This is a genomic window from Marinactinospora thermotolerans DSM 45154 (assembly GCF_900167435.1).
In the GTDB taxonomy this organism is placed as follows: Bacteria; Actinomycetota; Actinomycetes; order Streptosporangiales; family Streptosporangiaceae; genus Marinactinospora; species Marinactinospora thermotolerans.
This window is the reverse complement of record NZ_FUWS01000004.1, coordinates 199,121-224,717: the sequence shown is the minus strand read 5'-3', so window position 1 is coordinate 224,717 and position 25,597 is coordinate 199,121. Positions and strand designations below refer to the sequence as shown.

General features: G+C 71.7%; 23 protein-coding genes and 1 pseudogene. 14 read left to right on the top strand and 10 right to left on the bottom strand.

The features are described 5' to 3' along the window. The first annotated feature begins 79 nt into the window (after positions 1-79). Complete coding sequence (locus B5D66_RS08830; RefSeq protein WP_159457236.1) at positions 80-1,135, top strand: alpha/beta fold hydrolase; 1,056 nt, start codon at positions 80-82, stop codon at positions 1,133-1,135. A 499-nt stretch (positions 1,136-1,634) separates the two neighbouring features. On the opposite strand, the gene B5D66_RS08825 is transcribed toward B5D66_RS08830, so the two are convergent. Continuing rightward, a complete protein-coding gene (locus B5D66_RS08825; RefSeq protein ID WP_078761170.1) occupies positions 1,635-1,832 on the bottom strand; it encodes a DUF1918 domain-containing protein in 198 nt (65 codons plus the stop codon). Between the two features lie 140 nt (positions 1,833-1,972). Then, positions 1,973-2,413 carry a GNAT family N-acetyltransferase gene (locus tag B5D66_RS08820; RefSeq protein ID WP_200813580.1) on the bottom strand — a complete coding sequence of 147 codons (441 nt, stop codon included), beginning with the start codon at positions 2,411-2,413 and terminating at the stop codon, positions 1,973-1,975. Between the two features lie 747 nt (positions 2,414-3,160). Here B5D66_RS08820 and B5D66_RS08815 point away from each other — a divergent pair. Genes B5D66_RS08815 through B5D66_RS08800 form a run of 3 tightly spaced genes read left to right on the top strand, consistent with a single transcriptional unit; the run spans position 3,161 to position 6,972 of the window. Further along, positions 3,161-4,438, top strand: coding sequence for an MFS transporter (locus B5D66_RS08815; RefSeq protein ID WP_078761169.1), 1,278 nt, complete (start codon positions 3,161-3,163; stop codon positions 4,436-4,438). Positions 4,439-4,491: 53 nt separating this feature from the next. After that, positions 4,492-5,814, top strand: coding sequence for a preATP grasp domain-containing protein (locus tag B5D66_RS08810; protein ID WP_078761168.1), 1,323 nt, complete (start codon positions 4,492-4,494; stop codon positions 5,812-5,814). Between the two features lie 36 nt (positions 5,815-5,850). Next, positions 5,851-6,972: a scyllo-inosamine-4-phosphate amidinotransferase gene (locus tag B5D66_RS08800; RefSeq protein WP_144390040.1), complete on the top strand. Its 1,122-nt coding sequence runs from the start codon at positions 5,851-5,853 to the stop codon at positions 6,970-6,972. A gap of 121 nt (positions 6,973-7,093) precedes the next feature. Here the strand turns inward: B5D66_RS08800 and B5D66_RS26450 are convergent, their stop codons facing one another. Next, complete coding sequence (locus B5D66_RS26450) at positions 7,094-8,647, bottom strand: LLM class flavin-dependent oxidoreductase (protein WP_078761165.1); 1,554 nt, start codon at positions 8,645-8,647, stop codon at positions 7,094-7,096. Positions 8,648-8,798: 151 nt separating this feature from the next. On the opposite strand from B5D66_RS26450, the gene B5D66_RS08790 reads away from it, so the two are divergent. Both B5D66_RS08790 and B5D66_RS08785 read left to right on the top strand, forming a co-directional pair. Beyond that, on the top strand, positions 8,799-9,365 hold the full coding sequence (locus B5D66_RS08790; RefSeq protein WP_078761164.1) for a MarR family winged helix-turn-helix transcriptional regulator: 567 nt from the start codon (positions 8,799-8,801) through the stop codon (positions 9,363-9,365). A 651-nt stretch (positions 9,366-10,016) separates the two neighbouring features. Then, on the top strand, positions 10,017-10,556 hold the full coding sequence (locus tag B5D66_RS08785; protein ID WP_235000873.1) for a DUF1062 domain-containing protein: 540 nt from the start codon (positions 10,017-10,019) through the stop codon (positions 10,554-10,556). A gap of 492 nt (positions 10,557-11,048) precedes the next feature. Here the strand turns inward: B5D66_RS08785 and B5D66_RS08780 are convergent, their stop codons facing one another. Continuing rightward, positions 11,049-11,519, bottom strand: a complete 471-nt coding sequence (locus tag B5D66_RS08780) for a MarR family winged helix-turn-helix transcriptional regulator (protein WP_078761162.1) — start codon at positions 11,517-11,519, stop codon at positions 11,049-11,051. Positions 11,520-11,638: 119 nt separating this feature from the next. Between B5D66_RS08780 and B5D66_RS08775 the strand changes: the two genes are divergently transcribed. The 4 genes from B5D66_RS08775 to B5D66_RS24985 all read left to right on the top strand — a co-directional run bounded on the left by B5D66_RS08775 (position 11,639) and on the right by B5D66_RS24985 (position 15,332). Continuing rightward, the gene (locus tag B5D66_RS08775; protein WP_078761161.1) at positions 11,639-12,520 is read left to right on the top strand and encodes a DODA-type extradiol aromatic ring-opening family dioxygenase; all 882 of its coding nucleotides are present in this window, start codon (positions 11,639-11,641) and stop codon (positions 12,518-12,520) included. Positions 12,521-12,598: 78 nt separating this feature from the next. Then, positions 12,599-13,534, top strand: a complete 936-nt coding sequence (locus tag B5D66_RS08770) for an NADP-dependent oxidoreductase (protein WP_078761160.1) — start codon at positions 12,599-12,601, stop codon at positions 13,532-13,534. A gap of 761 nt (positions 13,535-14,295) precedes the next feature. Next, a complete protein-coding gene (locus B5D66_RS08765; protein WP_200813597.1) occupies positions 14,296-14,721 on the top strand; it encodes a VOC family protein in 426 nt (141 codons plus the stop codon). A gap of 329 nt (positions 14,722-15,050) precedes the next feature. Further along, positions 15,051-15,332, top strand: coding sequence for a TetR family transcriptional regulator C-terminal domain-containing protein (locus B5D66_RS24985; protein ID WP_200813578.1), 282 nt, complete (start codon positions 15,051-15,053; stop codon positions 15,330-15,332). A gap of 514 nt (positions 15,333-15,846) precedes the next feature. On the opposite strand, the gene B5D66_RS08755 is transcribed toward B5D66_RS24985, so the two are convergent. Continuing rightward, positions 15,847-17,238, bottom strand: coding sequence for a DEAD/DEAH box helicase (locus B5D66_RS08755; protein WP_078761157.1), 1,392 nt, complete (start codon positions 17,236-17,238; stop codon positions 15,847-15,849). Positions 17,239-17,476: 238 nt separating this feature from the next. Then, complete coding sequence (locus tag B5D66_RS08750; RefSeq protein WP_078761156.1) at positions 17,477-17,680, bottom strand: cold-shock protein; 204 nt, start codon at positions 17,678-17,680, stop codon at positions 17,477-17,479. A 488-nt stretch (positions 17,681-18,168) separates the two neighbouring features. Here B5D66_RS08750 and B5D66_RS08745 point away from each other — a divergent pair, with 488 nt between their 5' ends. Continuing rightward, the gene (locus tag B5D66_RS08745; protein WP_078761367.1) at positions 18,169-18,561 is read left to right on the top strand and encodes a MerR family transcriptional regulator; all 393 of its coding nucleotides are present in this window, start codon (positions 18,169-18,171) and stop codon (positions 18,559-18,561) included. A gap of 323 nt (positions 18,562-18,884) precedes the next feature. Beyond that, positions 18,885-20,381 carry a SulP family inorganic anion transporter gene (locus B5D66_RS08740; protein ID WP_078761155.1) on the top strand — a complete coding sequence of 499 codons (1,497 nt, stop codon included), beginning with the start codon at positions 18,885-18,887 and terminating at the stop codon, positions 20,379-20,381. Positions 20,382-20,605: 224 nt separating this feature from the next. On the opposite strand, the pseudogene B5D66_RS26310 reads toward B5D66_RS08740, so the two are convergent. The 3 genes and pseudogenes from B5D66_RS26310 to B5D66_RS08725 all read right to left on the bottom strand — a co-directional run. Beyond that, positions 20,606-20,755: pseudogene (locus B5D66_RS26310) on the bottom strand (helix-turn-helix domain-containing protein); the annotation flags it as partial. 541 nt (positions 20,756-21,296) lie between these two features. Further along, on the bottom strand, positions 21,297-22,604 hold the full coding sequence (locus tag B5D66_RS08730) for an RNA polymerase sigma factor (protein WP_327308171.1): 1,308 nt from the start codon (positions 22,602-22,604) through the stop codon (positions 21,297-21,299). A 5-nt stretch (positions 22,605-22,609) separates the two neighbouring features. Then, the gene (locus B5D66_RS08725) at positions 22,610-22,960 is read right to left on the bottom strand and encodes a YciI family protein (protein WP_078761154.1); all 351 of its coding nucleotides are present in this window, start codon (positions 22,958-22,960) and stop codon (positions 22,610-22,612) included. Positions 22,961-23,293: 333 nt separating this feature from the next. Between B5D66_RS08725 and B5D66_RS08720 the strand changes: the two genes are divergently transcribed. Together B5D66_RS08720 and B5D66_RS08715 are read left to right on the top strand one after the other, a co-directional pair. Beyond that, positions 23,294-24,100, top strand: coding sequence for a MerR family transcriptional regulator (locus B5D66_RS08720; protein WP_078761153.1), 807 nt, complete (start codon positions 23,294-23,296; stop codon positions 24,098-24,100). Then, entirely contained in the window at positions 24,097-25,086 is a 990-nt protein-coding gene (locus B5D66_RS08715; protein WP_078761152.1) for a BtrH N-terminal domain-containing protein, read from the top strand. The genes B5D66_RS08720 and B5D66_RS08715 overlap by 4 nt, the downstream gene beginning before the upstream one ends. Before the next feature lie 114 nt (positions 25,087-25,200). Here the strand turns inward: B5D66_RS08715 and B5D66_RS08710 are convergent, their stop codons facing one another. Beyond that, positions 25,201-25,419 (bottom strand): hypothetical protein, encoded by a 219-nt coding sequence (locus tag B5D66_RS08710; RefSeq protein ID WP_235000872.1) that lies wholly within the window; start codon positions 25,417-25,419, stop codon positions 25,201-25,203. Between the last annotated feature and the right edge of the window lie 178 nt (positions 25,420-25,597).

Below are 25,597 nucleotides of genomic sequence, written 5' to 3'. Positions count from 1 at the left end.
GAGAAAAGGGCCGGTGATCTCGATGTCACAGCAGGAAACGCCGGGAATCCCGAGGCGAGGGAGAGCGCGAAGAATCGCGGTGTGGTCCCTGGCCGTGTTCCTCGCCATCGCCTCCTTCCTCGCCGTCGGATATGTCAACCAGAACCTGACGTACTACGAGAAGGGGATGGAGGAGGTGACCGAAGCCGGATTCGTCGAGAAACAGATCGAGGTCGAGGGGCACTGGGCGAATTACGCGGAAGGGCCGGACAACGGCGTCCCCCTGCTCCTCATCCACGGACAGGGGGCCAAGTGGCAGGACTACATGCGGGTCCTGCCCGACCTCGCGACCACCTACCACGTGTACGCCGTCGACGTCTACGGGCACGGGAATTCGGCGAGCATCCCCGCCGAGGATTACACCAACGTCCGTATCGGGACGCTGATCGCGCGGTTCATGGAGGAGGCGATCGGAGAGCCCGCGGTCGTGTCCGGGCACTCGTCCGGCGGGCTGATCGCCACATGGATCGCCGCGAACCGGCCGGAACTCGTCCGGGGCCTGGTTCTGGAGGATCCGCCGTTCTTCTCGTCGATCATGCCCCGGGCCGAAAAGACGGCGGGCGGCGATCTCGCGAGGATCACCCACGATTTCGTCTCGCAGGAGGAGGAGTCGGACTTCCAGCGGTACTACGTCCAGCGGAGCAACTACTTCTCGTTCTTCGGCGGTCTTGAACAGGCCATCGTCGACTACTCGATCGGTTACATCGAGGACCACCCGCGCGAACCGCTGGAGATCTTCTTTCTCCCGCCGAACGTGAACATCTATTTCCAGGGGCTGGCCGTCTACGACCCCAGGTTCGGCGCCGCCTGGTACGACAACTCCTGGTACGAGGGATTCGACACCGAGGAGAACCTCGCGGCCATCACGGTCCCGACGGTGCTCATCCACGCCGACTACTGGTACGAGCACCACGGCTCCTACTACAACGAGGAGGGCGTGCTGATGGCGGCGACCGACGGTGAGGACCTGGCCCGGGTACGTTCCCTCCTCGACGGCGTGGAGGTCGTCGAGATCGACTCGGGACACCTCGTGCACTTCGAGAGGCCGGAGGAGTACACGAGGGTCCTCCTCGACTTCGCCTCCAGGGTGGCGTGAGCCCGTCGGACGGCCTCGACCGTCACCGGTCGGCGGAGCGGGACCGCTCCTCGGCGGAGGGCACCGCTACCGCGGAACCCGGCCGAACGAGGGGGCGGCCCGCCTGGCCCGGCCCCGGACGATCCGCGGTCTCCCCGGCGGGCGGATGAACGCGGCAGCCGCGCCCGCCGCACTGACCAGCCCGCGAGGGGGCTGTCCGTCCCTTTCGCCGGATATCCGGCCGCCGGCAGGATGTCCTCCGGGCGCGGACACGGTGGCGCGTCCGCGCGCCATCCGCCTGGTGGCCGGTCCACGCGCGTACCGTCCTGTCCCGCCCGGCGGCACCGGCGGGTCTGCGGGGAGGAAGGTCACGCGCCCCCGGCCTCGGTCAGGAACCGACTGGGCTCCTTGCGTCAGGAGACGTGCGGCCGGGCCACAGCGCGGGGAGGCCGTGCGCCGGGGCGTGCCCGAAGGGGGCGTGTCCGGTCCACGGCGGGCGCGGCCCCGGCGAGGAAACCGGTCACTCCCCCCGCTCGTCCCCCGGCTCGATCCGGCAGTCGGGGTCCGGGTAGAGGAGGGCCTCGCGGCCGTCACCGAACCACACCACGTAGGGTGGCGTCCCCTCCTCGCCCCAGACCTCGACGATCTCGCCCTCCGCGTCCCGGCCTCCCGCCACCCGAGTGGGCACGTGAATGGTGTCGCCGACGTTCGCGCGCATGCCTGCTCCCTCGCAGCCGTCCGGTCGGGCGGGGTCGCCCGACCGGTCAGCAGCATAGGGTGACCGAATGGTCGCCGCGCGTCTTCCCTGGGAGGTGGTGGACGGCCCCGGCCGGCCGATGAGGAGCGGGCGGCGGAGAGTCAGGAGAGGTCCTTGGCGAAGTGGTGCGCGGTGATGTCCATGCGTTCGCGCAGGTAGAAGCGGTGGGCCTGGTGACGTTGGACGCCGGAGTCCAGGTCGAGAACGCGGCAGCCGAGGTCGCGGGCGCGCTCCTCCAGATGGGCCAGCAGACGGTGTCCCACACCGGTCGAACGCGCCGTGTCCGCGGTCACCAGATCGTCGACGTAGAGCTTGCGCAGGGCGGCGGTGGTGTCCATGACCCGCCAGCCCGCGACCCCGACACAGACGCCGTCCAGGTAGGCGCCGGTGAACCGTAGCCCCTGGCCGTACCCCTCGGAGTAGACCCCGACGAGCAGGTCGCCGGTCAGGTGCGGTCGTAGTTGCCGGAGGACCGGCAGGAGATCGGTCGTGAGACGTCCGTCCGCGGGGGCCACGTCGACGAAATCGATGTCCGTTGTCATGATGAGGGAATGATCGCACGCCGAAAGGACGCCGCCGCGTAGACGGCCCGGCGTCCCGCGAAACGCCGGCGTGCGGGGCGGGCGCTGACGCGCGGCACGTCCGGGACCTCTTCGACGAACCCCGCCCCGCCCGTCGGATCGGCGCGTCGGGGCGCGCCCGGACACCGGACACCTCGAGGGCCCCCGCCCGGGCCGCCGGTCGTGGCGTCCCCTCCCCCCGGTGTCACGAAGCGCCGGATCCGATGAGACGGGGAACATCCCGCATTCCGGTATCAAGGACGGAGGGAATGACGGCACCTCCATACTTCCGCCTCGGAATTCACTCCAGCAACAAAAGGGAACTGATTTATCCCCGTCCCCGCCATGAACTTCGCCCCCTGGGAGCAGCGCGATCAATTCCCTTTCTCTCGACCGGACAAGCCGCTCCCTGTTCTCCGGTCCCGGCCACGTCAGGGCGATGAGCTGCCACAACGCGGCCGACCTCCCGGACATTTCCGCCTATCGCCGAAAAAGTCCTTGTCTTTTTCGGGAATCCGAGGTTAACGTTCGGGGGGCGTCGGTTGATCGTCGCCCTGGTCGGGCCTCTTGGAGGTGGACACGATGAAGATGCCCTTCTAACCCATCGCATGACGGAGAGCGGGGCCGGAAACGGCGACCCTCCGGTCCCGCGCCGGCCTTTCAGGGAGCCCCCGGCTCTCCCATAAGCACACAGGGCGCAGGCTCCCCTCCACGGAAAGCGTTCACGCGATGCTCAGGAATTCGGCGCTGGCGCGAGCCGCCGAACGAACACCGTACTGGCCGGTCCTCACCCACCCCCTGCTCCGGCGGATCCTGCCCGGCATCGGCGTGTCCGCCCTCGGCGGCGGGATGAGCTCCGTCGCGGTGAGCTGGCTGGCCATCTCCCTGGCCCCCGCCGACCAACGGGCCGTCTGGGTCACCGCGGCGGTCACCGCCTACGTCCTTCCCGGAACGCTCGGCGTGCTCGTCTTCGGGCGTCTCCTCAACGGACGCAGCGGCGCCCAGCTCGCCGGCTGGGACGCGATCCTGCGGGCCGTCGCGCTCGCGGCGATCCCCCTGCTGCACATGGCGGGGGCGCTGGACGTCCTGCTGTACGTGGTCCTGCTCGGGGTCTCCTCTCTGTTCAGCGCCTGGGGCAAGGCCGGCCGCTACACGATGCTCTCCGAGCTGCTGCCACGGGAACACCATCTCGCGGGCAACGCGGTCGTCAACGTCATGCTGGAACTGTCCACCGTGGTCGGGCCGCTCCTGGCCGCCCTGGTCATCGAGCACGGCGGCCCCGAACACGTCCTGGGCCTGGTCGCCCTGTCCTTCGCGGTCCTCGCCGCGACCTACCGGTTCGCCGTCCCCGCCGACCACCGGACGAGCAGGGTGGAGGCGGGAGCGTCCAGGAGCGAGGGGCTGCGCGCGATCGTCCGGGACCCCGCCCTGCTCGGTCTCCTCCTGCTCTCCTTCGGTTTCTTCCTGTTCTTCGGCCCCTCCACCGTGGCCATCCCGATCCACGTGGTGGAGGACCTGGGCGCCCCCGCCTCCGTCCTCGCCGGGTTCTACACCGCCTTCGGCGTCGGCGCGGTGGCCGGCGCCCTCCTCGCGGGCTACCTGCGCCGGGTGCCCCTGCTGCCCGCCACCACGGTGATCATCCTCGGCTTCGGCGGCGCGCTGGCGGGGATCGGCCTGGGACCGCCGGTCATCGTGTCCTGGGTCTGCTTCGGTCTGTGCGGTCTCTTCTGGGGGCCGTTCCCCGCGACGACGACCGCCCTGTTCCAGCGTTCGGCGGATCCCGGTTCGCTGCCGCAGGTCCTCGCCGCGCGGGGTGCGCTCACCGGGATGGCCTCTCCGCTGGGGGCCATGGCCGCGACGCCGCTGCTCATCGCCCTCGGCGCCCAAGGGGTACTGCTCGTCTCCGGTCTGACGCTCCTCGGCCTGGGGGTCACGGCGCTCACGTGGGCGGCCCTGACCCGGACCGGACGCGCCCCCTCCACCGATCCGGCCCGCCGGGAACGCTGACCCCTCGGCCCCGCCCCGAGTCCCATCCCCGTCCCGACCGTGGAGGCGCCGTCGTGACAACGCTGCTCATCGCCAACTTCCCCGAGGAGATCGTCGGCGACCTCACCCGGGTGTCGCCGGAACGCCTGCGGGCCTTCGGGCAGGGTGCCCACCGCCTGCTGTGGTACGCGCGCACCGGCGACGTCCTCGTCCTGCCCTCACGGCCCGATCCGGTCTACCTCGACTACGTGACCACGGTGACCGACACCGACCCGGAGACACTGCGCGTCCTGGTCCCCCCGCCCGGCTCGCTCGGCCCCGACGTACTCAGCGCCGACCGCCTGTACGCGCCCTCCTTCCGGGCGGAACTCGCCTCGGTGCTCGCCGACCGTCCGGCGCGGCGGGTGGTGTGCTTCTACACCGACCTGGCCGTCACCGACCTGGCCTCGGCGCTGGGTTTCGAGGCCGCAGTCCCCGGCCACGCCTTCAGCTCCCACGAGGGCGACGCGCTGGCCAACAACAAGGCGGTGTTCCGCGCGGTCGCCGCCGCGGCGGGGGTCCCCGTGGCCCCCGGCGTCTCCACCGACCGGCGCGAACGCGCGGAGACGGCGATCAGGACGCTCCTGGACTCCGGCCACCCCGTCATGGTGAAACAGCAGGTGGCGGCCGGTGGCCTGGGCAACGAGATCCTCAGCCGCGACGGCCGGGTCCGGGCGGCCGGGGCCCTGGAGGTCGTCACGCTGCCCGACGACGAGTCCCTGCGCGACTACCTGGACCGCCGCTGGGAGTGGCTGACCGGCCACCGGGGTCACCGGGTCGTCATCGAGCGCTACCTCACCGACGCGGTGACCGTCTACGCCGAGTTCGAGGTCGACGACAATGGCTGCGAACTGCGGGGCACCGGCGAGATCCTGATGGAGCCCGTCGCCGCCGGCGAGGTGATCCCGCCCGTCTCGATCACCCGGGACGAGGAGGCGCGCCTGGTCGAGCAGGCCCGCCGGCTGTGCGACGCCTTCCGGGCCATGGGCTACCGCGGCAACCTGTGCGCCGACGCCATCCGCACCCCCGCCGGGGAGCTGTTCTTCAGCGAGGTCAACGGCAGGGTCACCGCGTCCACCCAGATCCACGTGAACGTGATCGGCCGCGTCGTCGGCGAATACCACCGCCGACGTCGGATCTTCCTGGAACGCGCCGCCCACTGGGAGGTGACCTCCCTGCCCGCCGCGCTCGCGGCGCTCGCCGAGGAAGGGATCGCCTACGACCCCTCCTCGCGGACGGGGGTGCTGATCACCGCCGACTACGCGGCCAGTCGCGGCCGGGTCACCTACTGTGTCGTGGCCAAGGACCTGGAAACCGCCCGGGCCTACGAGAAGCGCGTCTCCGCCCTGTCCCCCTGACCCCATCCCAGCCGGCACGTCACGACGGGAAGCAGCATGTCCGCCCCAGGTTCCCTCTCCTCCCCACGACCTCCGGCCGCCGCCGCGGCCCCACGTCCCGCGGTCCACTCGTGGGACGAGTTCACCACGTTGCGCGAGGTGATCGTCGGTGACGCCACCCATTCGCGCATCCCCGACCAGCGCGACCCCTCGGCCTGGCTCAACTGCTATCCCGACCTCGGCCCCGCCGAGCTGGAACGCATCGAGACCGGCCTGTTCCCGGCACGGGTCATCGAGGAGTCCAACGAGGACCTGGAGGAGCTGGCGGCGGCGCTGCGCGGGCTCGGGGTCACCGTGCACCGGCCACCGGCGGTCGACCACGCGGACGAGTACGGCGCGCCGGGGTGGCGCTCGCGCGGGCGCAGCTCCTACTGTCCCCGCGACCTCGCCCTGGTCGTGGGGACGACCATCATCGAGACCCCCAGCCCCATGCGGGCCCGCTACAACGAGCTGTTCGGGCTCCGCGACCTGTTCCAGGACTACCTGCTGCGCGGAGCGCACTGGCTGGCGGCGCCCAAGCCCCGGCTCCGTGACGAGCTTTACGAGTACGACGAGCGGGGAAGGCCCGTGCTGGGCGAGGCCGAGCCGGCCTTCGAGGCGGCCAACTGTCTGCGGCTGGGGCGTGACGTCTTCTACCAGGTCTCGCGCAGCGGCAACCGGATGGGGTTCCGCTGGCTGGAGTCCACGTTGCGCCTGCTGGGCGAGATCCGGCTGCACCCGCTGGTGGGCCTCTACGAGGGGACCCACATCGACAGCACGATCGCGCTGCTGCGTCCCGGGCTGGTCCTCCTCAACCCCGAACGGGTCACCCCCGAGACCGTTCCGGCCCCGCTGCGCGGCTGGGACGTCATCTGGTGTCCGCCGATGCGCACCGGGCCGACGGTGCTGCCGCACACCCTGAGCACCCCGTGGGTCGGGATGAACCTGCTCATGGTCGATCCGCGGACCGCCGTGGTCGACGCCGACCAGACCGAGCTGATCGCGGCCCTGGAACGGCATGGGATCGACGTCCTGCCGCACCGGCTGCGGCACGCGCGTGTCCTGGGCGGGGGATTCCACTGCGTCACCCTCGACACCGTCCGGGACGGAGGGGCGGAGGACTACCTGGGCGGGGTCTGAGCCGCGCCCGTCCGGTTCCGCGCGGGTCCGGGGAACACCCCGGCGGGGATCCCCGCGGTCGATGCCGTCCCCTTTCCGCCCGTCGGGACGACCCATCGGACGGAAAGGGGAGGCGCAACGCTCAGTGCATCCCGAGCCGGGCGATCGGCTCGACGAGCTCCCGCTCCTCGTAGGCCAGGTGCGACAGCAGGGTGTCGGTGAGCAGGTCCACCGCGGCGCGGAGTTCGGCCATGCCGTCCGGCCTGGACACGAAGGCCACCAGCGCCCGGTCGACCCCTTCGAGCACGTCGTGGATGGCCCGGTGCTCCTCCTCCAGCCGGTCGATCACCGGGGCGAGGCGGGGGTCGCGACGCCGCAGGTGGGGGAACATCGACTGGTCCTCGATCGTGTGGTGGGTGGTGACGACCCGGCAGTAGGACTCGCAGTAGGTGCCCAGCGTCCAGTTGTTCTGGCGCATGGTCATCGTGTTGATGTGCGAACGCGCGGTGCCGACGTCCATCGCCCCGGCGGCCACCTGGTCGATGAGGTCGTGGATCTGGGCGAGTTCGGCGCGCAGCGCGTCGTGGACGTCGACCAGGTGCTGTCCGGCGGCCTGCTCGCGCGCGGTGTAGGTGCGCTCGGGGTCCGGCGCCGGCCCGGTGGGCCGGGTCGACTCGTCCCACACCCGCCTGTCACTGCGGCGGACGCCGTCGTCCGGCGTGGGGAGGACGGCGAAGGGGCCGCGCGCCTCGCCGGTCCGGGTGACCGACGCGGCCCTGGGCCGGGAGGCGGCCGCGGGGGCGGAGGGGGAGCGTTCGGCGGCCACCAGCTCGCGTACGGCCGGGGCCACCTCGGCGGCGAAGCGGCGCAGGTCGTCCGGGTCGTCGCTGCCGAGGATGAACACGCTCACGCCCTCGTCCAGGGCCAGTTCGGCGAGTTCCTCGACCCACTGCCCGACCGGGCCGTCCAGCGGGCCGCGCGAGGCCGGGGCGAAGCGGCCGGTGATGTTGAGCAGCCGGCGCACCTGCGAGGGGGACCGGCCCGCCTCCTGCGCGGCCTCGTCGACGATCGTGTTGCCGGCGGTGAGGTCTCCGGGTTTCAGGTAGGGCATCGACGGCAGCCAACCGTCGGCCGCGCGCCCGGTCAGGGCCAGCATGCGCGGCTTGTAGGCGCCGAGCCAGATCTCGGCGCGGTGGGCCGGCGCCGGGCCGCGCTTGGCGCCCCACACCCGGTGAAACTCGCCGTCGACGCGGACGCCGCCGCGCGCCTGAACGTCCCACATCTGTCGGATGACGTCGATGGCCTCCTCCAGGGAACGCACGGCCTGCCCGCCGGTGAGCCGGCGTCCGCCCATGGCCTCGATCGCGTCCCAGAACCCTCCGGCGCCCAGGCCGAGTTCCACCCGGCCGCCGCTGAGCAGGTCCAGGCTGGCCACGCTGCGGGCCAGCACCGCCGGTGGCCGCAAGGGCAGGTTGGTGACGTTGGCGGCCAGGCGCACACGCTGGGTGCGGGCCGCGACGTAGCTCAACAGGGTCCAGGTGTCGAGGAAGGCCGGCTGGTAGGGATGGTCCTGGAAGCTCACCAGGTCCAGTCCGACCTGTTCGGAGAGGACGGCGAGGTCGACCGTCCGTGCGGGGTCGGCGTTGGCCGGGGTGATGAAGGCCCCGAAGGACAGCGGGTGGCCGTAGTCCGTCATCGCCGGTCGCTCCTGGGCGTGTGCGCGGTCATCGTCGTCTCCTGTGATCGGTCCGGGCGGGCCTCATCGTGGGAACCGCCGGCTCCAATATGTTCTGTTTGACAGAATATCTGCCGCCTCCAATATCTGTGACATGGCCTAGCATTGGGGCATGACGGACGGGCACAGGGACGGCGGCCACCCCAGGCGACTCGACGACGACCTCGGGTGGATGCTGGGCGTCCTTTTCCGCGCCTACGCCAAGGCCGCCGAGCACGCCCTCCACGATCTGCCGGGCGGCCCCCGCGGCTACCAGGTCCTCACTGCCGCCGTCGCCGAACCTCCCCGCAACCAGGGGGCCATCTCCGAGGAACTGGGTGTCGACCGGACCGTCCTCACCTACCTCATCGACGATCTCGCGGAGCGCGGCCTGGTGACCCGCCGCCCCGATCCGGCCGATCGGCGTAGCCGGCTGATCGTCGCCACCGACGAGGGCGCAGCGATGTGGCGGCGGTGCCGGGAGGAGCTCCGGCACGTCGAGGCGCACCTGCTCGGCCCGCTCGACCCCGCGAACGCCACGGCGTTCCGCTCGTCGCTGCGGCGGCTCGCCTGTGAGGCGCAGACCCGCGACCCGCTCCGTGACCTGTGTACGGTGGTGCGCCAGGCACGCTCCCAGGAGGACGGGAACGCGTTCCCCGACGGAGAGGACCGGTCCAGGACCGGCCCCCCGAAGAGGTAGGACCTTCCGCTCCCCCGGCGGCGGCCGGCGCGCACGGAGCCGGGCGACGCGCCCCGGTCCCGCGGGATGATGTCAGAACATCGGGCGCTTCCGAGGGCGGTGTTCCGCCACGGCGCCGCTGTCAGGGTGCTGGGGGCGCGCCCCCTGCTCTCCGGCCCGGCCTCGCCGGAGGATCGCCGCCACGCCCCGCCCGCCGTCAGGGCGGGGAGTCCGGCCGTGCCGCCGCAATCGCGGGCCGTCTCGGCGGCGTCCACACGCCCCTGGCACAAGCCCGGCGAGAGGCCCGGTGGGACCGGCGGCCCCGCCGCTCAGACCTGTCCGCCACCCCTTACCCCGGGCTCACGACTATGGCCGCGGTCGCACCGGGGTGTGGGTTCAGGCGACAGGGGCCAGCGCCGCAAAAAACGGTTGAGCCCTTCCTCCGCGTTCCCGTAGGTTGCCCAAGACCCCGTCGCAGTGAGAACAGAGGACCAACCGCGTGACCCCGCCTGCTCTTCGGATCTGACACCTTCTCTCGCTCACTTCAAGCCGACCTTTCTTCCGTCGGCGCCGCCGGGCCGCCCATACGCGCCCGGTCCCACAGCGTTTGAGGCCGCGCTCGATCGGCTTCGTGTCAGGTCTAGAGAGATCATGTCCTCACAACCTCATACTGTGCTGCCCTGGGTCATCCGCCGGACCAGGCTGCCCCTGCTGTCGATGCGGTGCCTGGACTGCCGCTCGGAGACGGCCACCACCGGCGCGGGCAGGTTCCGCGTCAACGCCAACGGCAGACGGCTGGACGTGTGGCTGCTGGTTCGCTGCGTGTCCTGTGATCGGACGAGCAAGCTCACCGTGTACGAGCGAGCGCCGGTCAGGTCCGTCGACCCGGCCGAGCTCGACGGCTACCGGGCCAACGATCCGGAATTGGTGGCGTCCAGGCTGGTGGATCCGCTGCTCGCCCGGCGCAACCGCTTCACCCTGGACTGGAAGGGGGCCTGGCGGCTGGACACCCCGTCGGTGCGGCTCGACGAGGCGTGGCCGGTCCGGATAAAGGTCGTCTTCGCGGATCCGGTGCCGGTGCGTCCGGAGCGGCTCATCGCGCAGGGACTCGGCCTCAGCAGGAACGAGGTGCTGCGCCGGATCAAGTGCGACGTCTCGCTGCGCCGTCCGACGAGCGCGGGGTTCGCCTTCACCGTGCTGGCCGAGGGCTAGCGGGAGGGAGGCCGGCGGCGGTCCTCGCCCAGGCCGAGGACCGCCGCATCCGCCTGAAGCCGATCCGACCGACGGTTCGGCGTGGTCGTCGTCCCGCTGTCGCGGCGTCCGGGCGGAACGGCGGAGGCGCCGCGAAACCGCGGATCTCCCGGCGCCACGTGGATGTGCTGCTTGAGCGGTGGCGCGCGGACGAGGGAGTGGGCTCAGACCTGCTTCCGGTCCGTTCCAGTGGAGGCCGGACGGCAGGCCGCCGGAGGAGGTCGGGGTCATCGTCCGGAGGGTGCTGCACTCCAGCTCCCTGGCCCACCGCCGTCGCCGGGGCGGTGCTCCCCCTGGCGCGCCGCCCCGTGCGTCCGGCAGGCGGCCCGCCCCCGGTGCGCTGTCCCGCACCCCCGCCGTGCCCCTCGCCCTGCTCCAGACGGCCGTATCTTCCCCATGTACCGCATCACTGGCGCCGCAGAGCCGACGGAAGAACTCGCCTGAGGACGGCGCTCAGCCTCCTTCGAGTTCCCGGCGCACGGTAGCGGCGATGCGGGTGAGTGCGGTCCCGAGGTGGCGGCGCTGAGCGGCGCTGAGCGGATCGAACACGAGCCGCTTCACCTGCGCGACGTGTTCCGGTGCGCTCTCGGCGAGCTTCTGCCGGCCGGCGCCGGTCAGGGTGGCGAGGGTGTATCGACCGTCGCCGGGGTCGGGGCGGCGGACGACCCAGTCACGGGCTTCGAACCGGTCCATCACCTTCGACAGGCGGGGCAGGGTGCTGTCGCAGACCCGGGCCAGGTCGCTGAGCCGCATGGTGGCCTCGTCGGCCATGGACAACCGCGCCAAGACCCCGTACTCGAAGTTGGAGATACCTGCCTCTCGCTGCAGCTGGCGGTCGAGGGCCGCTGGGAGGGCGATGACGACCGTGAGCAGCGCCTGCCACAGCTCCTGCTGGTCGTCGTCGAGCCAGGGTTGAGTGTCCATGAGCTTCATCATACTTGCCCGGGCAACTCGCATCACTTGCCCAGGCAACTCTTAATGGGCTACCTTTCACTTGCCTCGGCAAGTGAAAATACTTGCTGAGGCAAGTGAAGGAGCTGGTTTTGACGACCACCACGAGCAGTCCGAATTCCCCCTTTCCGGCGCGCGCACCAGCCGCGGCCTACGACGACCTCCTTGCCCGGGTCCTGCCACAGGCGCGCGAGCAGCGGGTGTGGGACCCCTCCGACGGGCCCCTGCCCAGCCTCTTCGTCAGCCACGGCGCGCCGTTCACCCTCGACGATCCGCAGTGGCTCGGCGACCTCTTCGACTGGGCCCGGTCGATGCCCAAACCCCGGGCCATCGTCGTCGTCTCGGCCCACTGGGAACAGGCGCCGGTCGCGATATCCGGAGCCGCGGCCGGCGTCCCGCTCTACTACGACTTCAGCGGCTTCCACCCCCGCTACAAGACCCTTCCCTACGCGACCCCGGACGCCACCGACCTGGCTCGGCGACTCACGGGCCTGCTGGGCCCGACACCGGTGCACGAGTTCGCCGACCGCGGCCTCGACCACGGGGCCTTCATCCCGCTCATGGCCATGTATCCCGCCGCCGACGTCCCGGTCGTGCAGTTATCGATGCCCAGCCTGGACCCCAGCGCTCTGCTCGGGCTCGGAACACGCCTGCGGCCCCTGCGCGAAGAAGGCATCCTCGTCCTCGGCTCGGGCTTCATGACGCACAGCTTCACCGTCTTCCGCAGGCCGGAGCTCGCCGCCGCCACCGCGGCCTTCGACGAATGGGCCGTTGACGCCCTCTCCCGGGGCGACGCCGATGCCCTCATCGACTACCGCACCAAGGCACCCGACGCCGCGGTCGCCCATCCGACGGCCGACCATTTCGTCCCGCTGCTGTTCACCGTCGGCGCCGCCGATGACCCCGGCAGCGCCGTGAGCGCCATCGACCGCATGGTGATGGGCAACTCCATCCGGTCGGTGCAACTGACCTGAGCGCCTCGACGCGCTTCAGCTTCGCGCCTGTTCGCCCATCCCTCGGCGACGACATCAATACACCCTGGAGGAAAGTTCATGAAGGCAATCCGTTTCCACGAGTTCGGCGGCAGCGAGGTCCTGCGCTACGAGGACGTCGACCGTCCGGTCCCCGGCACCGGGCAGGTGCTGGTGCGGGTGGCGGCCACGTCGTTCAATCCGGTCGACGACCACATCCGCGCCGGCGCCCTGGCCGAGATGATGCCGATCACTCTTCCGTACGTGACGGGGATCGACCTGGCGGGCACCGTCGTTGAACTCGGCGCGGAGGTGACGGGCCTGGACGTCGGCGACCGAGTCGTGGCGATGCTGCCCCTCGACTCCGCCGGCGGGGCCGCCGAGTACGCACTCGCCCCGGCCGAGTCCCTGGCCCCGGCACCTCAGACGATCGAGCTGGTCGACGCCGCGGCACTGCCGCTGACCGGCCTGGCGGCCTGGCAGACGGCCTTCGAACTCGCCGAGCTGAAGCCCGGTCAGACCGTCCTGGTCAACGGGGCGGGGGGTGCGGTGGGCAGCCTCGTGGTGCAGCTCGCGGTCGACGCGGGAGCGCATGTGACCGCGGTGGACGCGCCGCAGCACGCCGACCGCCTTCGGGGCTACGGCGCGGACCGGGTCGTCGGCCCCCTCGACCTCGCCGCGGGCCCGGCCGCCGTGGGCGGTCCGTTCCAGGTCGTGGTGAACCATGTGCGCCTCTCCCCGGAGGAACTCGCCCAGCTGACGAACTACGTCGCCGACGGCGGGGTCGCCGCCAGCACGGCCGGCCCGATTCCCGAGAACCCCGACCGGAAGGTGCGCAGCGCGAGCCTGTGGGTCCGCAGTGACGGAGCCCAGCTGACCGATCTCGTCGCCAAGGTGGATGCCGGCAGGATCCGGCTCCACGTCGCCGCTCACCGCCCATTGGGCGAGCTGGCCGCCGTGCACGAGGAGGCCGCCGCCGGGCGGCTGCCCGGCAAGACCGTCGTGCTCGTCGACTGATCCCCCTGACCGCGCCCGACCGGGCCTCCGGCCGATCGCTCTCCCACCGGTGGGCGGTCCGGAGGTTCGGCGCGGCGGCCGCACCCGCGGCCCGCACCGGCCTCCGGGTCGGGCCCGTTCCTTTCAGCAGCCCGGCGCTGTGGCACAGGGCTCACGATGGGCGGTGGCACACGAGACCGCTTTGCCGCCGGACCTACTGCACCGGGTCCATGGGCGGGGCGGTGGAGTACGTGCACTGAGCCACCGCCCGCCGTCCCGGCTGCTGTCCGGGCGCGCCCCGGGTCTGGTGCTTCCGTCCGACCGGCGTCGGGCAGAGGGACCGCGTGCTGGCCGGCGCCGCCCCGGCGAGCGGGCGGGGCCGGTCGTCCTCCCCCCGGCGGAGTGGTGTTCAAGCAGGTCGGCATCGCCCACGACCCGCACACGGACAGATGGACGCTGCACCGGCTGCGCCATTCCGCGCTCACCCGCCTCGCAGCGGCCGGGCCCCGGCGACGTCGCGCCACGTCCGTCTGTCGCCTTGGGCAGGCACGTCCGCCTGGGCGAGGAGACCGCGGCGCGCATCACCGCCGAGCACGCTCCCTCCCGCCGCCGGGTCGCCGTCCCAGGCGGGGGCGCCCCAGCGCGGTGGCGGCCGGATGCGGGTCCCTGGAACTCGGCACGTTCCGGATGCCGAGAACGTGGCGCCGGCTCCGCCCCAGGGACACCAGCGGCCACGACAGGCCGCTCGACGGGGAAGGAGCACCACCATGACGATTCAACGGATGGACAACGTCGGCATTGTCGTCGCCGACCTTGAGGCTGCTATCGCGTTCTTCGTGGAACTCGGCATGGAACTGGAGGGCGAAGCGCGGATCGAGGGCCTCTGGGCGGACCGCACCGTCGGACTCGACGGCGTCCGCTGTGACATCGCGATGTTGCGGACCCCGGACGGACACGGCCGAATCGAACTGGCGAAATACCTCGCCCCCGCGGCGATCGGCGCCGGTTCGCATAACCCGCCCCACAACACGCTGGGCATGCATCGCGTCATGTTCGCCGTCCACGACATCGAGGACGTCGTTGCCCGCCTGCGCACTCACGGCGCCGAACTCGTCGGTGAGCTGGCCCAGTACGAGGACAGCTACCGGCTCTGCTACGTCCGCGGCCCCGAGGGGATCATCGTCGCGCTGGCCGAGCAGCTCAGCTGACAGCTCCTCGCGGCCGACCAGAAAGGTTCGCCGTACAGACCAGGAAAACGACAGGAAGAGGCGTACTCGGCCGGGCGGGCCGGATCGGCGGCACCGAGCTGCTCGGCGAGGGAGCCGACCGCCTCCTCGGGGACCGCGGTGCGCGGCTGGAGCGCGAAGCGCGGCCGATTCGCGTCGCGGTGCTTGGGGCGATCAGCTCCCTGGCGGCGTCGTCGAGGACGAAGAGGTCCAGTCGGCCCGCGGTAGCGGCTCGCCCGGCGTTTCCCCTTCTGCCGGCCCTCCGGGAGATCCCGACCCACCCGGCCCGCCTGGACGAGCTGGTCTCCGACGTGGGCATCCCGCACGGTTGCCTGGTCGGCAACACCACCGCCGAGCTCGTCCCCCATGACAGCGAGGCGACGGAGATCGTCACCCGCTCCTACCGGCGCTTCACCGACATCGTCGCCGACGCCCTTCGCCGCGCCCAGGCCGCTGGAGAAGTCACCGACACCGCCACCCCCGAGGCTCAGGCCCGGCTCCTGCTCTACCTCGTCCAAGGCCTCTCACCCGGCTCCAGGGCCGGTCTCGACAGGACGGCGGCTCTGGCCGCGATCGACGCGCTACGGGCGTGACCGGGACCATCGCCGCCGGCGCTTCACGACATGGGGGCGGCCGCAGATCTTCGGCCCGCCTACGGTGCCCCCTCCAGGCGAGGGCGCGCTCAACGGCGATGTGGTCGGAGGAGTGCCGGTGATGGCCACAGCCTGACATCCTCGACCTGGGAATATGGCGAGACGTCCTCCGCCAAGGGCCTACCGGTTCCGCCTTCGGGGAAGCCGGACGCCACCTTGCGGGTCCCGCGGACAACGGGTGCGCCACGGACACTCTCGCGTCGTTCCCGGCGTGGCCGGAATCCGTCTGGGGACGGACCCGGCGGCCGGCTTCCGCTGACGCTGCCGTCCCCCGAGCCCCGCACCGGGCACGTGATGGTGCCCGTGGTCCTCTCGTGAGGGCTCCCTCTGGGGAAAGGGCGAGGTCCCGTCGGTGAATCCCGTATTCGGCACCCGGACGGGAGAGGTCCCGCGCGTCGGCGGACGGACGGCCGGGGGCCGAGAGCGTTCCGCTCTCGGCCCCCGGCGCGTTCGGTCAGCGGCGCGGTCGACGCGCGACGGCGCCACGGCGCCGCCCCGCCCGCGGGGCCGCGACGGGCAGGCGGACCGGTACGCCCGAGGGTTCGCGTGCCCCGGTCACCCTGCTCAGCTCCGGATCCTCGTCATCGGCCCTCAGCGTGTGCGGTTCGATCCGGGCCCGGCTCATCAGCCGGGTCATGTCGCGCCGCTGGGTGGGCAGCACGAGGGTGACCACGCTTCCGGACTCCCCGGCCCGGGCGGTGCGCCCGCCCCGATGCAGGTAGTCCTTGTGGTCGGTGGGCGGATCGATGTTGACCACCAGGTCCAGGCCGTCCACGTGGATGCCGCGCGCCGCCACGTTGGTGGCGATCAGCGCGGTGACGTCCCCCCGCTTGAACTGGTCGAGAGTGCGCGTGCGCTGCGGTTGGCTTCGGCCGCCGTGCAGGGGCGCGGCGAGGACACCGTTGGCCAGCAGGTGCTCGGCCATGCGGTCCACGGCGCGCTTGGTGTCGAGGAACATGATCACCCGGCCGTCACGGGCCGCGATCCGGGTCGCGACGTCCCTCTTGTGCGTCTGCGTCACGTGGACGACATGGTGTTCCATGGTGGAGACCGCGCCCTCGGACCGGTCGACCGAGTGGACCACCGGGTCGCTCAGGAAGCGGCGGACCAACGCGTCGACGTTGCGGTCGAGGGTCGCCGAGAACAGCATGCGCCGGCCGCCGGCCGGAATCTGCCGGAGGATCGCGGTCACCTGCGGCATGAATCCCATGTCGGTCATCTGGTCGGCCTCGTCCAGGACGGCGCACTCCACCCGGTCCACGACGCAGTCGCCGCGTTCCATCAGGTCGCGCAGGCGTCCCGGGGTGGCCACGACCAGGTGGACGCCTTCGCTCAGGACGCGCGCTTGACGGCCGATGGGCATGCCACCCACGACCGTCGCCGTGCGCGCCCCCACCGAGCGCGCGTAGGGAGCCAACGACTCGGTCACCTGCTGGGCCAGCTCCCGGGTGGGGGCGAGTACCAGGGCCAAGGGCCGTCGGGGCTGGGCGTCGCGCCCCTCCAGCCGGGCGAGCAGGGCCAGCCCGAAGGCCAGGGTCTTGCCCGACCCGGTTCGACTGCGGCCCAGCACGTCGCGCCCGGCCAGGGAGTTGGGCAGGGTCGCCGCCTGGATCGCGGACGGGACGGTCAGGCCGTGGCGGGCCAGGGTCCGCTTCAACGGCGCGGGCATGTCCAGCGCCTCGAAGGAGTCCACCGGCGGAAGCGCCGGGGTGGCGGTGTCCGGGAGGGCGAACTCACCGGAGGGACCCGCCCCGCCTCGGGGACGCTCCGGGGTGCGGGGGCGCTGCCGGCCGTCCCCTCGGGAGGGCCGGCCACGGCTCGTGCCGGTGCGGTGTGGATGACTCATGTGGGGCCTTTCGCCAACGGCGTTCGCCGGGCGTGAGGCCGTGCGACCTCGCGGAGAGAACCGGGTACGCCGAAAAAGTGATGGGGTGACCGCGTTTCGACGCGAGAAATCCCGGGAGTGGTGGACGCCGGTGCCGGTCGGAGAACGACGGCTGCAGAATCCGGCGGAGAAAAAGAGAAAAGCGGCGGGGCCGGCGCCCAGAGGGCGGGCCCCTGCCGCTGGAGGAGCGTCGGCTCCCCTAGATCAGGGTGATGTTCTCGGCCTGGGGCCCCTTGGCCCCCGCGACGGCGTCGAACTGCACGGCCTGGCCCTCGGCCAGCTCGCGATAGCCCGTGGCCTGGATGTTCGAGTAGTGGGCGAAGACGTCGGGGCCGCCGCCGTCCTGCTCGATGAAGCCGAAGCCCTTGCTGCCGTTGAACCACTTGACCGTACCGGTCGCCATATGGATGCCTCTCGTTCGGAACATAAAGAAAACCGCGGATGACGATTTTCCGGTCACCGCGGTGATCGCCCGAAGAGATGGAAATTCAGCGGGTATCACGACTGCAACTTCCTCGAACCTAACACATGAAAGTCCTCCTGTCCCGAAAAACCGGTGTGGTGAAAGACATCGGTGTGTTCGGTATCGAAACGGGGGGAGAAAACGTTGGCCTCGGGGAGATCCTCCCGGACCGCCCCACGGTCGGGCGCGGCACCGGCTCGCCCCGACCGCTTCCGCGAAGGCGGCGGTGCCTCTGTCGTCACCGGGACGGACTCGTCCGGGGATACGGCCTCGGACGGGAGGAGCGCGGCCCGCGCGAGGCGGGGCGCCGGGCATGGCACCCTTGTTCCTGTTCCTCCGGGACGGCCCCGGACGGACGCCGCCGGCCGAGGGGCCTCCCCGGTGACGGGGATGGGTGTCATGGAGGTGCCCCAGTGGGTGAGGAGCGCATGCAGATCGGCGAGGTCGCCGAACGGACCGGGCTGTCGCTGCGGACGATCCGCTACTACGGCGAGGTGGGACTGGTGGAACCGTCCGCCCGCTCCAAGGGCGGGTTCCGTCTCTACACCACCTCCGATGTCGAGCGGCTGCTGCTCATCAAGCGCATGAAGCCCCTGGAGTTCAGCCTGGAGGAGATGCGCGACCTGCTGGCCACCCTCGACGAGCTGGCGGCGGGAGACGTCGACGAGTCCCGGCACGCCGAGTTGCTGGCCCGGCTGGACGTGTTCGCCCAGGCCACCGAGGAGCGGTGCCGGGTGCTGCGCGAGCGGATCGCGATGGCCGAGGAGTTCGGCGGTCGGTTGCAGGCCCAGCGCGCCAAGTACGAGCACCCGTCCGGCTGAGGGGCTCCCCCGGCCGTCGGGGGCCGCCGCTGCGGCCCGGCCGGACCCGCCAGCGCGACCGTGACGACCGTCTCACGACTCCGGCCGCAACTCTACCCTTACGTAAGAGTAGAGTTGCGGGTCGATGGCCCGTGGAAGCGCCACGGCGCCTCTCCGGTGCTCCCCTCCTGATCGCCCCCTCCGGGATCAGGGCCGCGGCAGCGTCGCCGCACCACCGGGAGGTCCACGCCCGCCGCTCCACCTCACAGGACGGTGCCCACCGGCCCTCGTCCCCGACGTTTCGCGGTCCGAAAGAGCGGGCCGCCCGGCATGAGATCGGACCCATGAGCTCACCCGCGGCGCCCACACGCCGACGTTTCTCCCTCCCGCCCCTCCCCTCCCCGGCGACGCTGCGCACCGAGGTGCTGGCCGGCCTGGTGGTGGCCCTCGCCCTGATCCCCGAGGCGATCTCCTTCTCGATCATCGCCGGGGTCGACCCGAGCGTGGGGCTGTTCGCCTCCTTCACCATGGCCGTGGTCATCTCCGTCGTCGGCGGGCGAAGGGCGATGATCTCGGCGGCCACCGGCGCGATCGCGCTGGTCGTGGCGCCGTTGTCCATCAACCACGGCCTGGGCCATCTCGTCGCCGCCGTCATCCTGGGCGGCGTCTTCCAGGTGGTGCTGGGCGCGCTGGGGGTGGCCCGGCTGATGCGGTTCGTCCCCCGGTCGGTGATGGTGGGCTTCGTCAACGCCCTGGCCATCCTCATCTTCATGGCCCAGGTGCCCGAGCTGCGCGACGTTCCCTGGATCGTCTACCCGCTGGTCGTGGCGGCGCTGGTCATCATGGTCCTGTTCCCGAGGCTGACCCGGGTGGTGCCCGCCCCGCTGGTGTCCATCGTCGCGCTGACCGCGCTGACCATCGGTGCCGGGCTCGCGGTGCCCACCGTGGGCGACAAGGGCGAACTGCCCTCCTCCCTACCGGTGCCCGGCATCCCCGATGTGCCGTTCACCCTGGACACCCTCACCCTCGTCGCTCCCTACGCGCTGGCCTTCGCGCTGGTGGGGCTGATGGAGTCGCTGATGACGGCCAAGCTCGTCGACGACATCACCGACACCCTCTCCAACAAGACGCGCGAGTCCATCGGCCAGGGCGTCGCCAACATCGTCACCGGCCTCTTCGGCGGCATGGGCGGCTGCGCGATGATCGGCCAGACCATGATCAACGTCAAGACCTCGGGCGCGCGCACCCGGCTGTCGACCTTCCTGGCCGGGGTGTTCCTGATGGTCCTGTGCATCGTGTTCGGACCATGGGTCTCCCAGATCCCCATGGCCGCCCTGGTCGCCGTCATGATCATCGTGTCGGTGTCGACCTTCGACTGGCACTCGGTCGCGCCGGCCACGCTCAGGCGCATGCCGCTGGGCGAGACCGTGGTCATGGTCGTCACCGTCGCCGTGGTGGTCGCCACCCACAACCTGGCCATCGGGGTCATCGTCGGTGTCATCACGGCGATGGTGATCTTCGCCCGCCGGGTCGCCCACCTGGTCGAGGTGTCCTCGGTGGTCGACCCCGACGGCGGCCAGGTCGTCTACGTCGTCACCGGTGAATTGTTCTTCGCCTCCAGCAACGACCTGGTCCACCACTTCGACTACGCCGGCGACCCCGACCACGTCGTCATCGACCTGACCCGCGCCCACATCTGGGACGCCTCCACCGTCGCCGCCCTGGACGCGATCACCACCAAGTACGCGGCCCGGCGCAAGACCGTGGAGATCGTGGGCCTCAACGAGCACAGCGCCCGCATCCACACCACCCTCACCGGGGAACTCACCGGCAACCACTGACCGGCCGGCGGCCCGGTCCGGCTCCGAAGGGGCTCTCCTGCGCGGCCGGGCGCCCTGCGGCGCGCGGGCGTGCCCGGCCGGATCGGTGAGGGGGCGTCAGGCCCGCTCGCGGCGGCAGCGCCCCGGCGGTCGCCGGATCGCCGCGGGGCCGCCACCGCCGCCCACAACCGGTCGTGCTCCCGCGCGTACCGCGCCGGCTGGTGCCGGATCCGCGTCCGCGTCCGCGTCTTCTGCGTGGCATCGGACAGGTGGTTGTGGACGGTCCCCTCCGCCAGGTGGAACCGGGCGGCGATCTCGGCGATCGAATACCCCTCGCTCGTCTCCCGCAGCACGTCGACCTCGCGGCCGGTGAGCGGGTGGTCGTCGCCGGCGATCTCGCCGCGGCCGTGCGGCGGCTCAAGGACGAGTCCGGTGGGACGTCATCCCCTACGGGGGTGGGACGCCCGTGCCGAGCCTCATCACCCAGGACCTGCTCGACGAACTCCACCTGTTCGTCAACCTCGTCGCGCTCGGCGCGGGCGTGCCGGTGTTCCCCCGTCTCGACGCCTACCGGCGTCTCCGGCTCGTCACGGCCCGGCCGTTCGAGTGCGGCGTCACCGCGTTGCGCCTCGAACCGGAACGGTTCTGCCCCTCGGCCGGGACGCCACCGAGGCGGCGTCCCGGCCGTCGAGGGCGCGAGGAGACAGCGGTCCCGCAAGAAAGTCCGGCCCTCCCCCGGAAAGGACCGGCGATCCCGGGTACGGCCGTCCCGCTCCGGGTACATGACGGTCGTCCCACCGGACGGATTCCAGCGGCGGAACCGCTTCGCGGGCCCCGACCATCAGGTGAGCCAATCGGGTCGAATCGGCCCTTCTCGCCACATGAGAACAGGGCCACCCGCTCTCCACGGACCTCCCCGATCTCCGCGCTCGTCGCTCATCCTCCCTGTTCGGAGCCCGAATCCTCGGGAGCGCCCGCGGCGTCCCCACTGGCCTGCCCGGTGGCGCGCAACCTGCGCCACAGATACCTGCGCTCGGGCTCGGTGCCCACCAGTTCCAGCGCCCGCTGGTAGGCCGCGGCGGCCTCGGGCAGACGGCCGAGCCGGTGCAACAGCTCCGCCCTCGCCGCCGCGTAGGGATGGTGGTGGCGCAACCGTTCCTCATCGGCCAGCTCGTCCAACAGGACCAGACCGGCCTCGGGGCCGTCGCGCATCGCCACGGCCACGGCCCGGTTGAGGCGGACCACCGGGGACGGCGCCAGCGCCAGCAGCACGTCATAGAGGGCCACGATCTGCGCCCAGTCGGTGCTCGCCACGTCCACCGCCTCGTCGTGCAGCGCGGCGATCGCCGCCTGCACCCCGTAGACGCCCGCGCGTCCTTCGGTCAGGGCCTCGGTCACCAGGACACGGCCCTCCTCGATGAGATCCCGGTCCCACAGCCCGCGGTCCTGCGCCTCCAGCAGGACGAGTTCCCCGTCCGGCCCGGTGCGGGCCGCGCGACGCGCGTGGACCAGCAGCATCAAGGCCAGCAACCCCGCCACCTCATGCTCGGAGGGCAGGAGGCGGCGCAGGATCCGCGTGAGCCGGATGGACTCCTCGGCCAGGTCCGGCCGCTGGAGCTCCTCCCCCGAACTGGCCGCGTACCCCTCGGTGAAGAGCGAGTAGAGGACCTGGAGGACGTCGGGAAGGCGCCGGGGCAGCTCGTCGGCATCGGGCACCCGGAAGGGGATGCGGGCCTCCCGGATCTTCCGCTTCGCCCGCACGATCCGCTGGGCCATCGTCGCCGTGGGGACGAGGAAGGCCCGCGCGACCTCGGCCGTGGTCAACCCGGCCAGGTAACGCAGGGTCAGTGCCCCACGCGCCGGCGCGGGCAGGGCCGGATGAGCGCAGGTGAAGAACAGTTGCAGCCGCTCGTCGGGGAACTCCGCTCCGGTGCCCTCGGCCGGGGTGGAGGCGGCCCGGCCCGCCTCCACGTACATGACGGCGAGCCGGGCGGCATACGCCTGGTCCCGGCGTAACCGGTCGACGGCCTTACGGCGGGCCGTCGTCAGCAACCAGGCGCCGGGCCGGGACGGGACCCCGTGCGCGGGCCAGTGGGCCAGGGCCGCCTCGATCGCCTCGGAAGCGGCCTCCTCGGCCAGGTCGAGGTCGCCGAACCCCCGGGTGAGGGAGGCGAGGAGCCGCCCGCGCTCCTCGCGGAACAGCGCCTCCATCGCCGCCCCCGTGTCGATCGCCCGTCCCTCCACGGCGGTCAGGCGCCGAAGTCGGCGACCGGCCGCACCACCACCGCTCCCCCGCCGCGCGCCCCCGGGCAGCGTGCGGCCCAGTCCAGCGCGGCGTCCAGGTCGGGGACGTCGATGACATAGAAGCCCCCGAGGAGTTCGCGGCTCTCCGCGAAGGGGCCGTCCACCACCGTTCGCTCCCCGTCGGGACCGACCTGGACGGTGGTGGCGGTGACCAGGTCGGCGAGGGATTCCGCCGACACCAGGATCCCCGCGTCGCGGACCGACGCGTCGTAGTCCATCCAGTCCTGGACGGTGCATCCGACGGCCGTGCCGTCGGCGTCCGCGCTTCCGGCGTTGATCAGCAGCATGTACTTCATGTTCTGGGCTCCTGTCGGCTTCGTGATCTGGGTGCGGTGAAGCGTCGCGCACCATGACGACGAACGGGATACGGCCGGATCGACATCCTCTCCGAGATTTTTCCGAACGATTTCGCGGCCCCTTTCGGGGCGGGCCGTCACGACGGTGTCCGGCGGGCCGCGCACCGTCGGCATCGCGGTACCGACCTCCCCGAACGGTCGGCCCGCCGACCGTGCCCGCCGCCCGGTCCGAACACGTCAAGCGAGGGCGACGGAGCGGGAGAGCGGCGCCGCTCCGCAACCGCCGACACCGCGGGTGGACTCTCCCATCGTGGGAGGGTCCACCATGGTGGGGTGCGAGATGGACTCCTCACCATCGGGCGCTTCGCCCGCCTGTGCCGGCTCAGCGTCAAACAGCTGCGGCACTATGACGAGATCGGGCTGTTGGCCCCGATCCACGTGGACGTCGACTCCGGCTACCGCTACTACGCCCCCGCGCAGGCCGGCGACGCCCTGACCATCGCCCTGCTCCGGGAGATGGACCTTCCCCTCGCCGTGATCGCCCGGACACTGGCCGCCGACCCCGGGGACAGGGCGCGGATCCTGCTTGCCGAGCGGGACCGGCTGGCCGAGCGGATCCGCAGGGATCAGGCCCGACTGGAGATGCTGGAACGGTTGGCCGAGGACGGCCTGTCCGGCTACGAGGTGAAGATGGGCAGGGAACCGCGGCGGCGGCTGGCGGTGGCGCGGACCGTCTGCTCACCCTCGGGGATCGGCGCGGGGGTCGAGGAGTGCGCGGGCCGGCTGCTGCCCGCCCTCGGCCGGGCGGGAGTTGCCTGGGAGCAGCCACTGTGGGGGCTGTACCCGCTGGACGTGGGCGAGCCGATGGAGATCGCCCTCGCGGCGCAGACGCCGCCGGGGTGGGAGGCGCCCGGTCTGGAGTTCGAGGTGCTTCCCGGTGGACCCGTGGTCGAGACCGTGCACATCGGGTCCTACGCCCGGCTGCCCCTGGCCTACAACGCGCTCTTCACCGCCATCCACGAACGCGGTCTGCGCCCGTGGGCCCCCGCGCGCGAGGCCTATGTCGTCGGGCCGGCGAAGACGCTACACGAGGAACAGGTGACCCGGGTGGTCATCCCCGTCCGAGAGGACATGACATGACGAGGGTGAGGGGCGTCGTCGCCCGAGGCGCGCGCCATTGCGAGACGAACACCCTGGGGGTGCTGTTGCGGCACGAAGGGATCGACCTGTCCGAGCCCATGCTCTTCGGCCTCGGCTCGGGTCTGTCCTTCCTCTACTGGGACAGCAGGAACATGGGCTTCCCCTTCCTCGGAGGTCGGGTCAAGCCCTTCGAGCTCACCAGGAACCTGGCGACCAGGCTGGGACTGGAGCTCGCGGTCAAGGAGACCACCTCTCCCCGCAGGGCCTGGGAGAACGTGACGGCCCCCATCGACGCCGGACGCCCCGTCGGGCTGCAACTCGACAGCTACCACCTGGAGTACTTCACGGCGAAGGTGCACTTCGGCGGCCATATCGTCGCCATGTGCGGTTACGACGACCACGACGCCCACCTGGTGGACACCGGACGGCAGGGTGAACCGGTGTCCACGAGTCGGGTCAGCCTCGCCCGGGCCAGGGCCGCGCGCGGCCCGATGACCGCCCGGCATCGTTCCTTCACCCTCACCGTTGCGGGGAAACCGCCCCGCCCCCGGGAGCACGTCGTCCCCGCCATCACGGCCTGTGCCGCCGCCTTTCTCGACCCGCCCATCGCCAACCTCGGCTACCGGGGCATCGAGAAGGCCGCCAGGCTGGTGCCCACGTGGTTCCAGCGGACCGACGACCCGCGGCGGGACCTGTCGCAGGTCGCCTTCCTGATGGAGGAGGGCGGCACCGGTGGCGCCCTGTTCCGCAACCTCTACCGCGACTTCCTCGCCGAGTGCGCCGAACTCCTCGACGACAGCCGCCTGCGCACCGGCCACGGGCTCTACGCCGAGGCCGCGTCCCTGTGGACCGAGGTCGCGGCGCTGATCGCGCGGGCCGGTGGAACGGGTGACGCGCGGTGCCTCGAAGAGGCCGGCACGGTCCTGCGTGACGTTTCGCGCCTGGAACGGGAGGCCATGCGGACGTTGCGCCGCCTCGGGGAGTGAGGTCCGACGGAGATCCCGGGCGTCCCAGCGCGGTGGTCTTCGGAAAGACCCGGAGATCACCGCGCGGGACGTGAGGGGGACGCCGGTGTCCGGCCTGCTTCGAATGCGGGCCGGTCAGTCCAGGTCGGACATGTCGAGCACGAAGCGATAGCGGACGTCGTTGCGCCCCAGGCGGTCAAGGGCCGTGTTCACCTGGGACGATGGCAGCAGTTCGATGTCGGCGGTGATGCCGTGCTCGGGGCAGAAGCGCAACATGGCGGCGGTGGACGGGCGGCCGCCACTGCCGGCGGAGCCGAGCCTCTTGCGGCCGATGAGCAGGTCGGTGGTGTTCACCCGGCCCCAGGTGGCCGAGGTGGCTGAGGGTGCCGGCCACGGCGACCACGCGTGGGTGGGGCCAGGTCGTGGGGGGCGGAGATGGTGTCGATGACCACGTCGAACCGGTCTCGGCCCTCTTCTCCCGAAGCTGCCGCGAAGTGACAAGGAGCTCTCTGTAGCGGATCAGGGGTGGGCT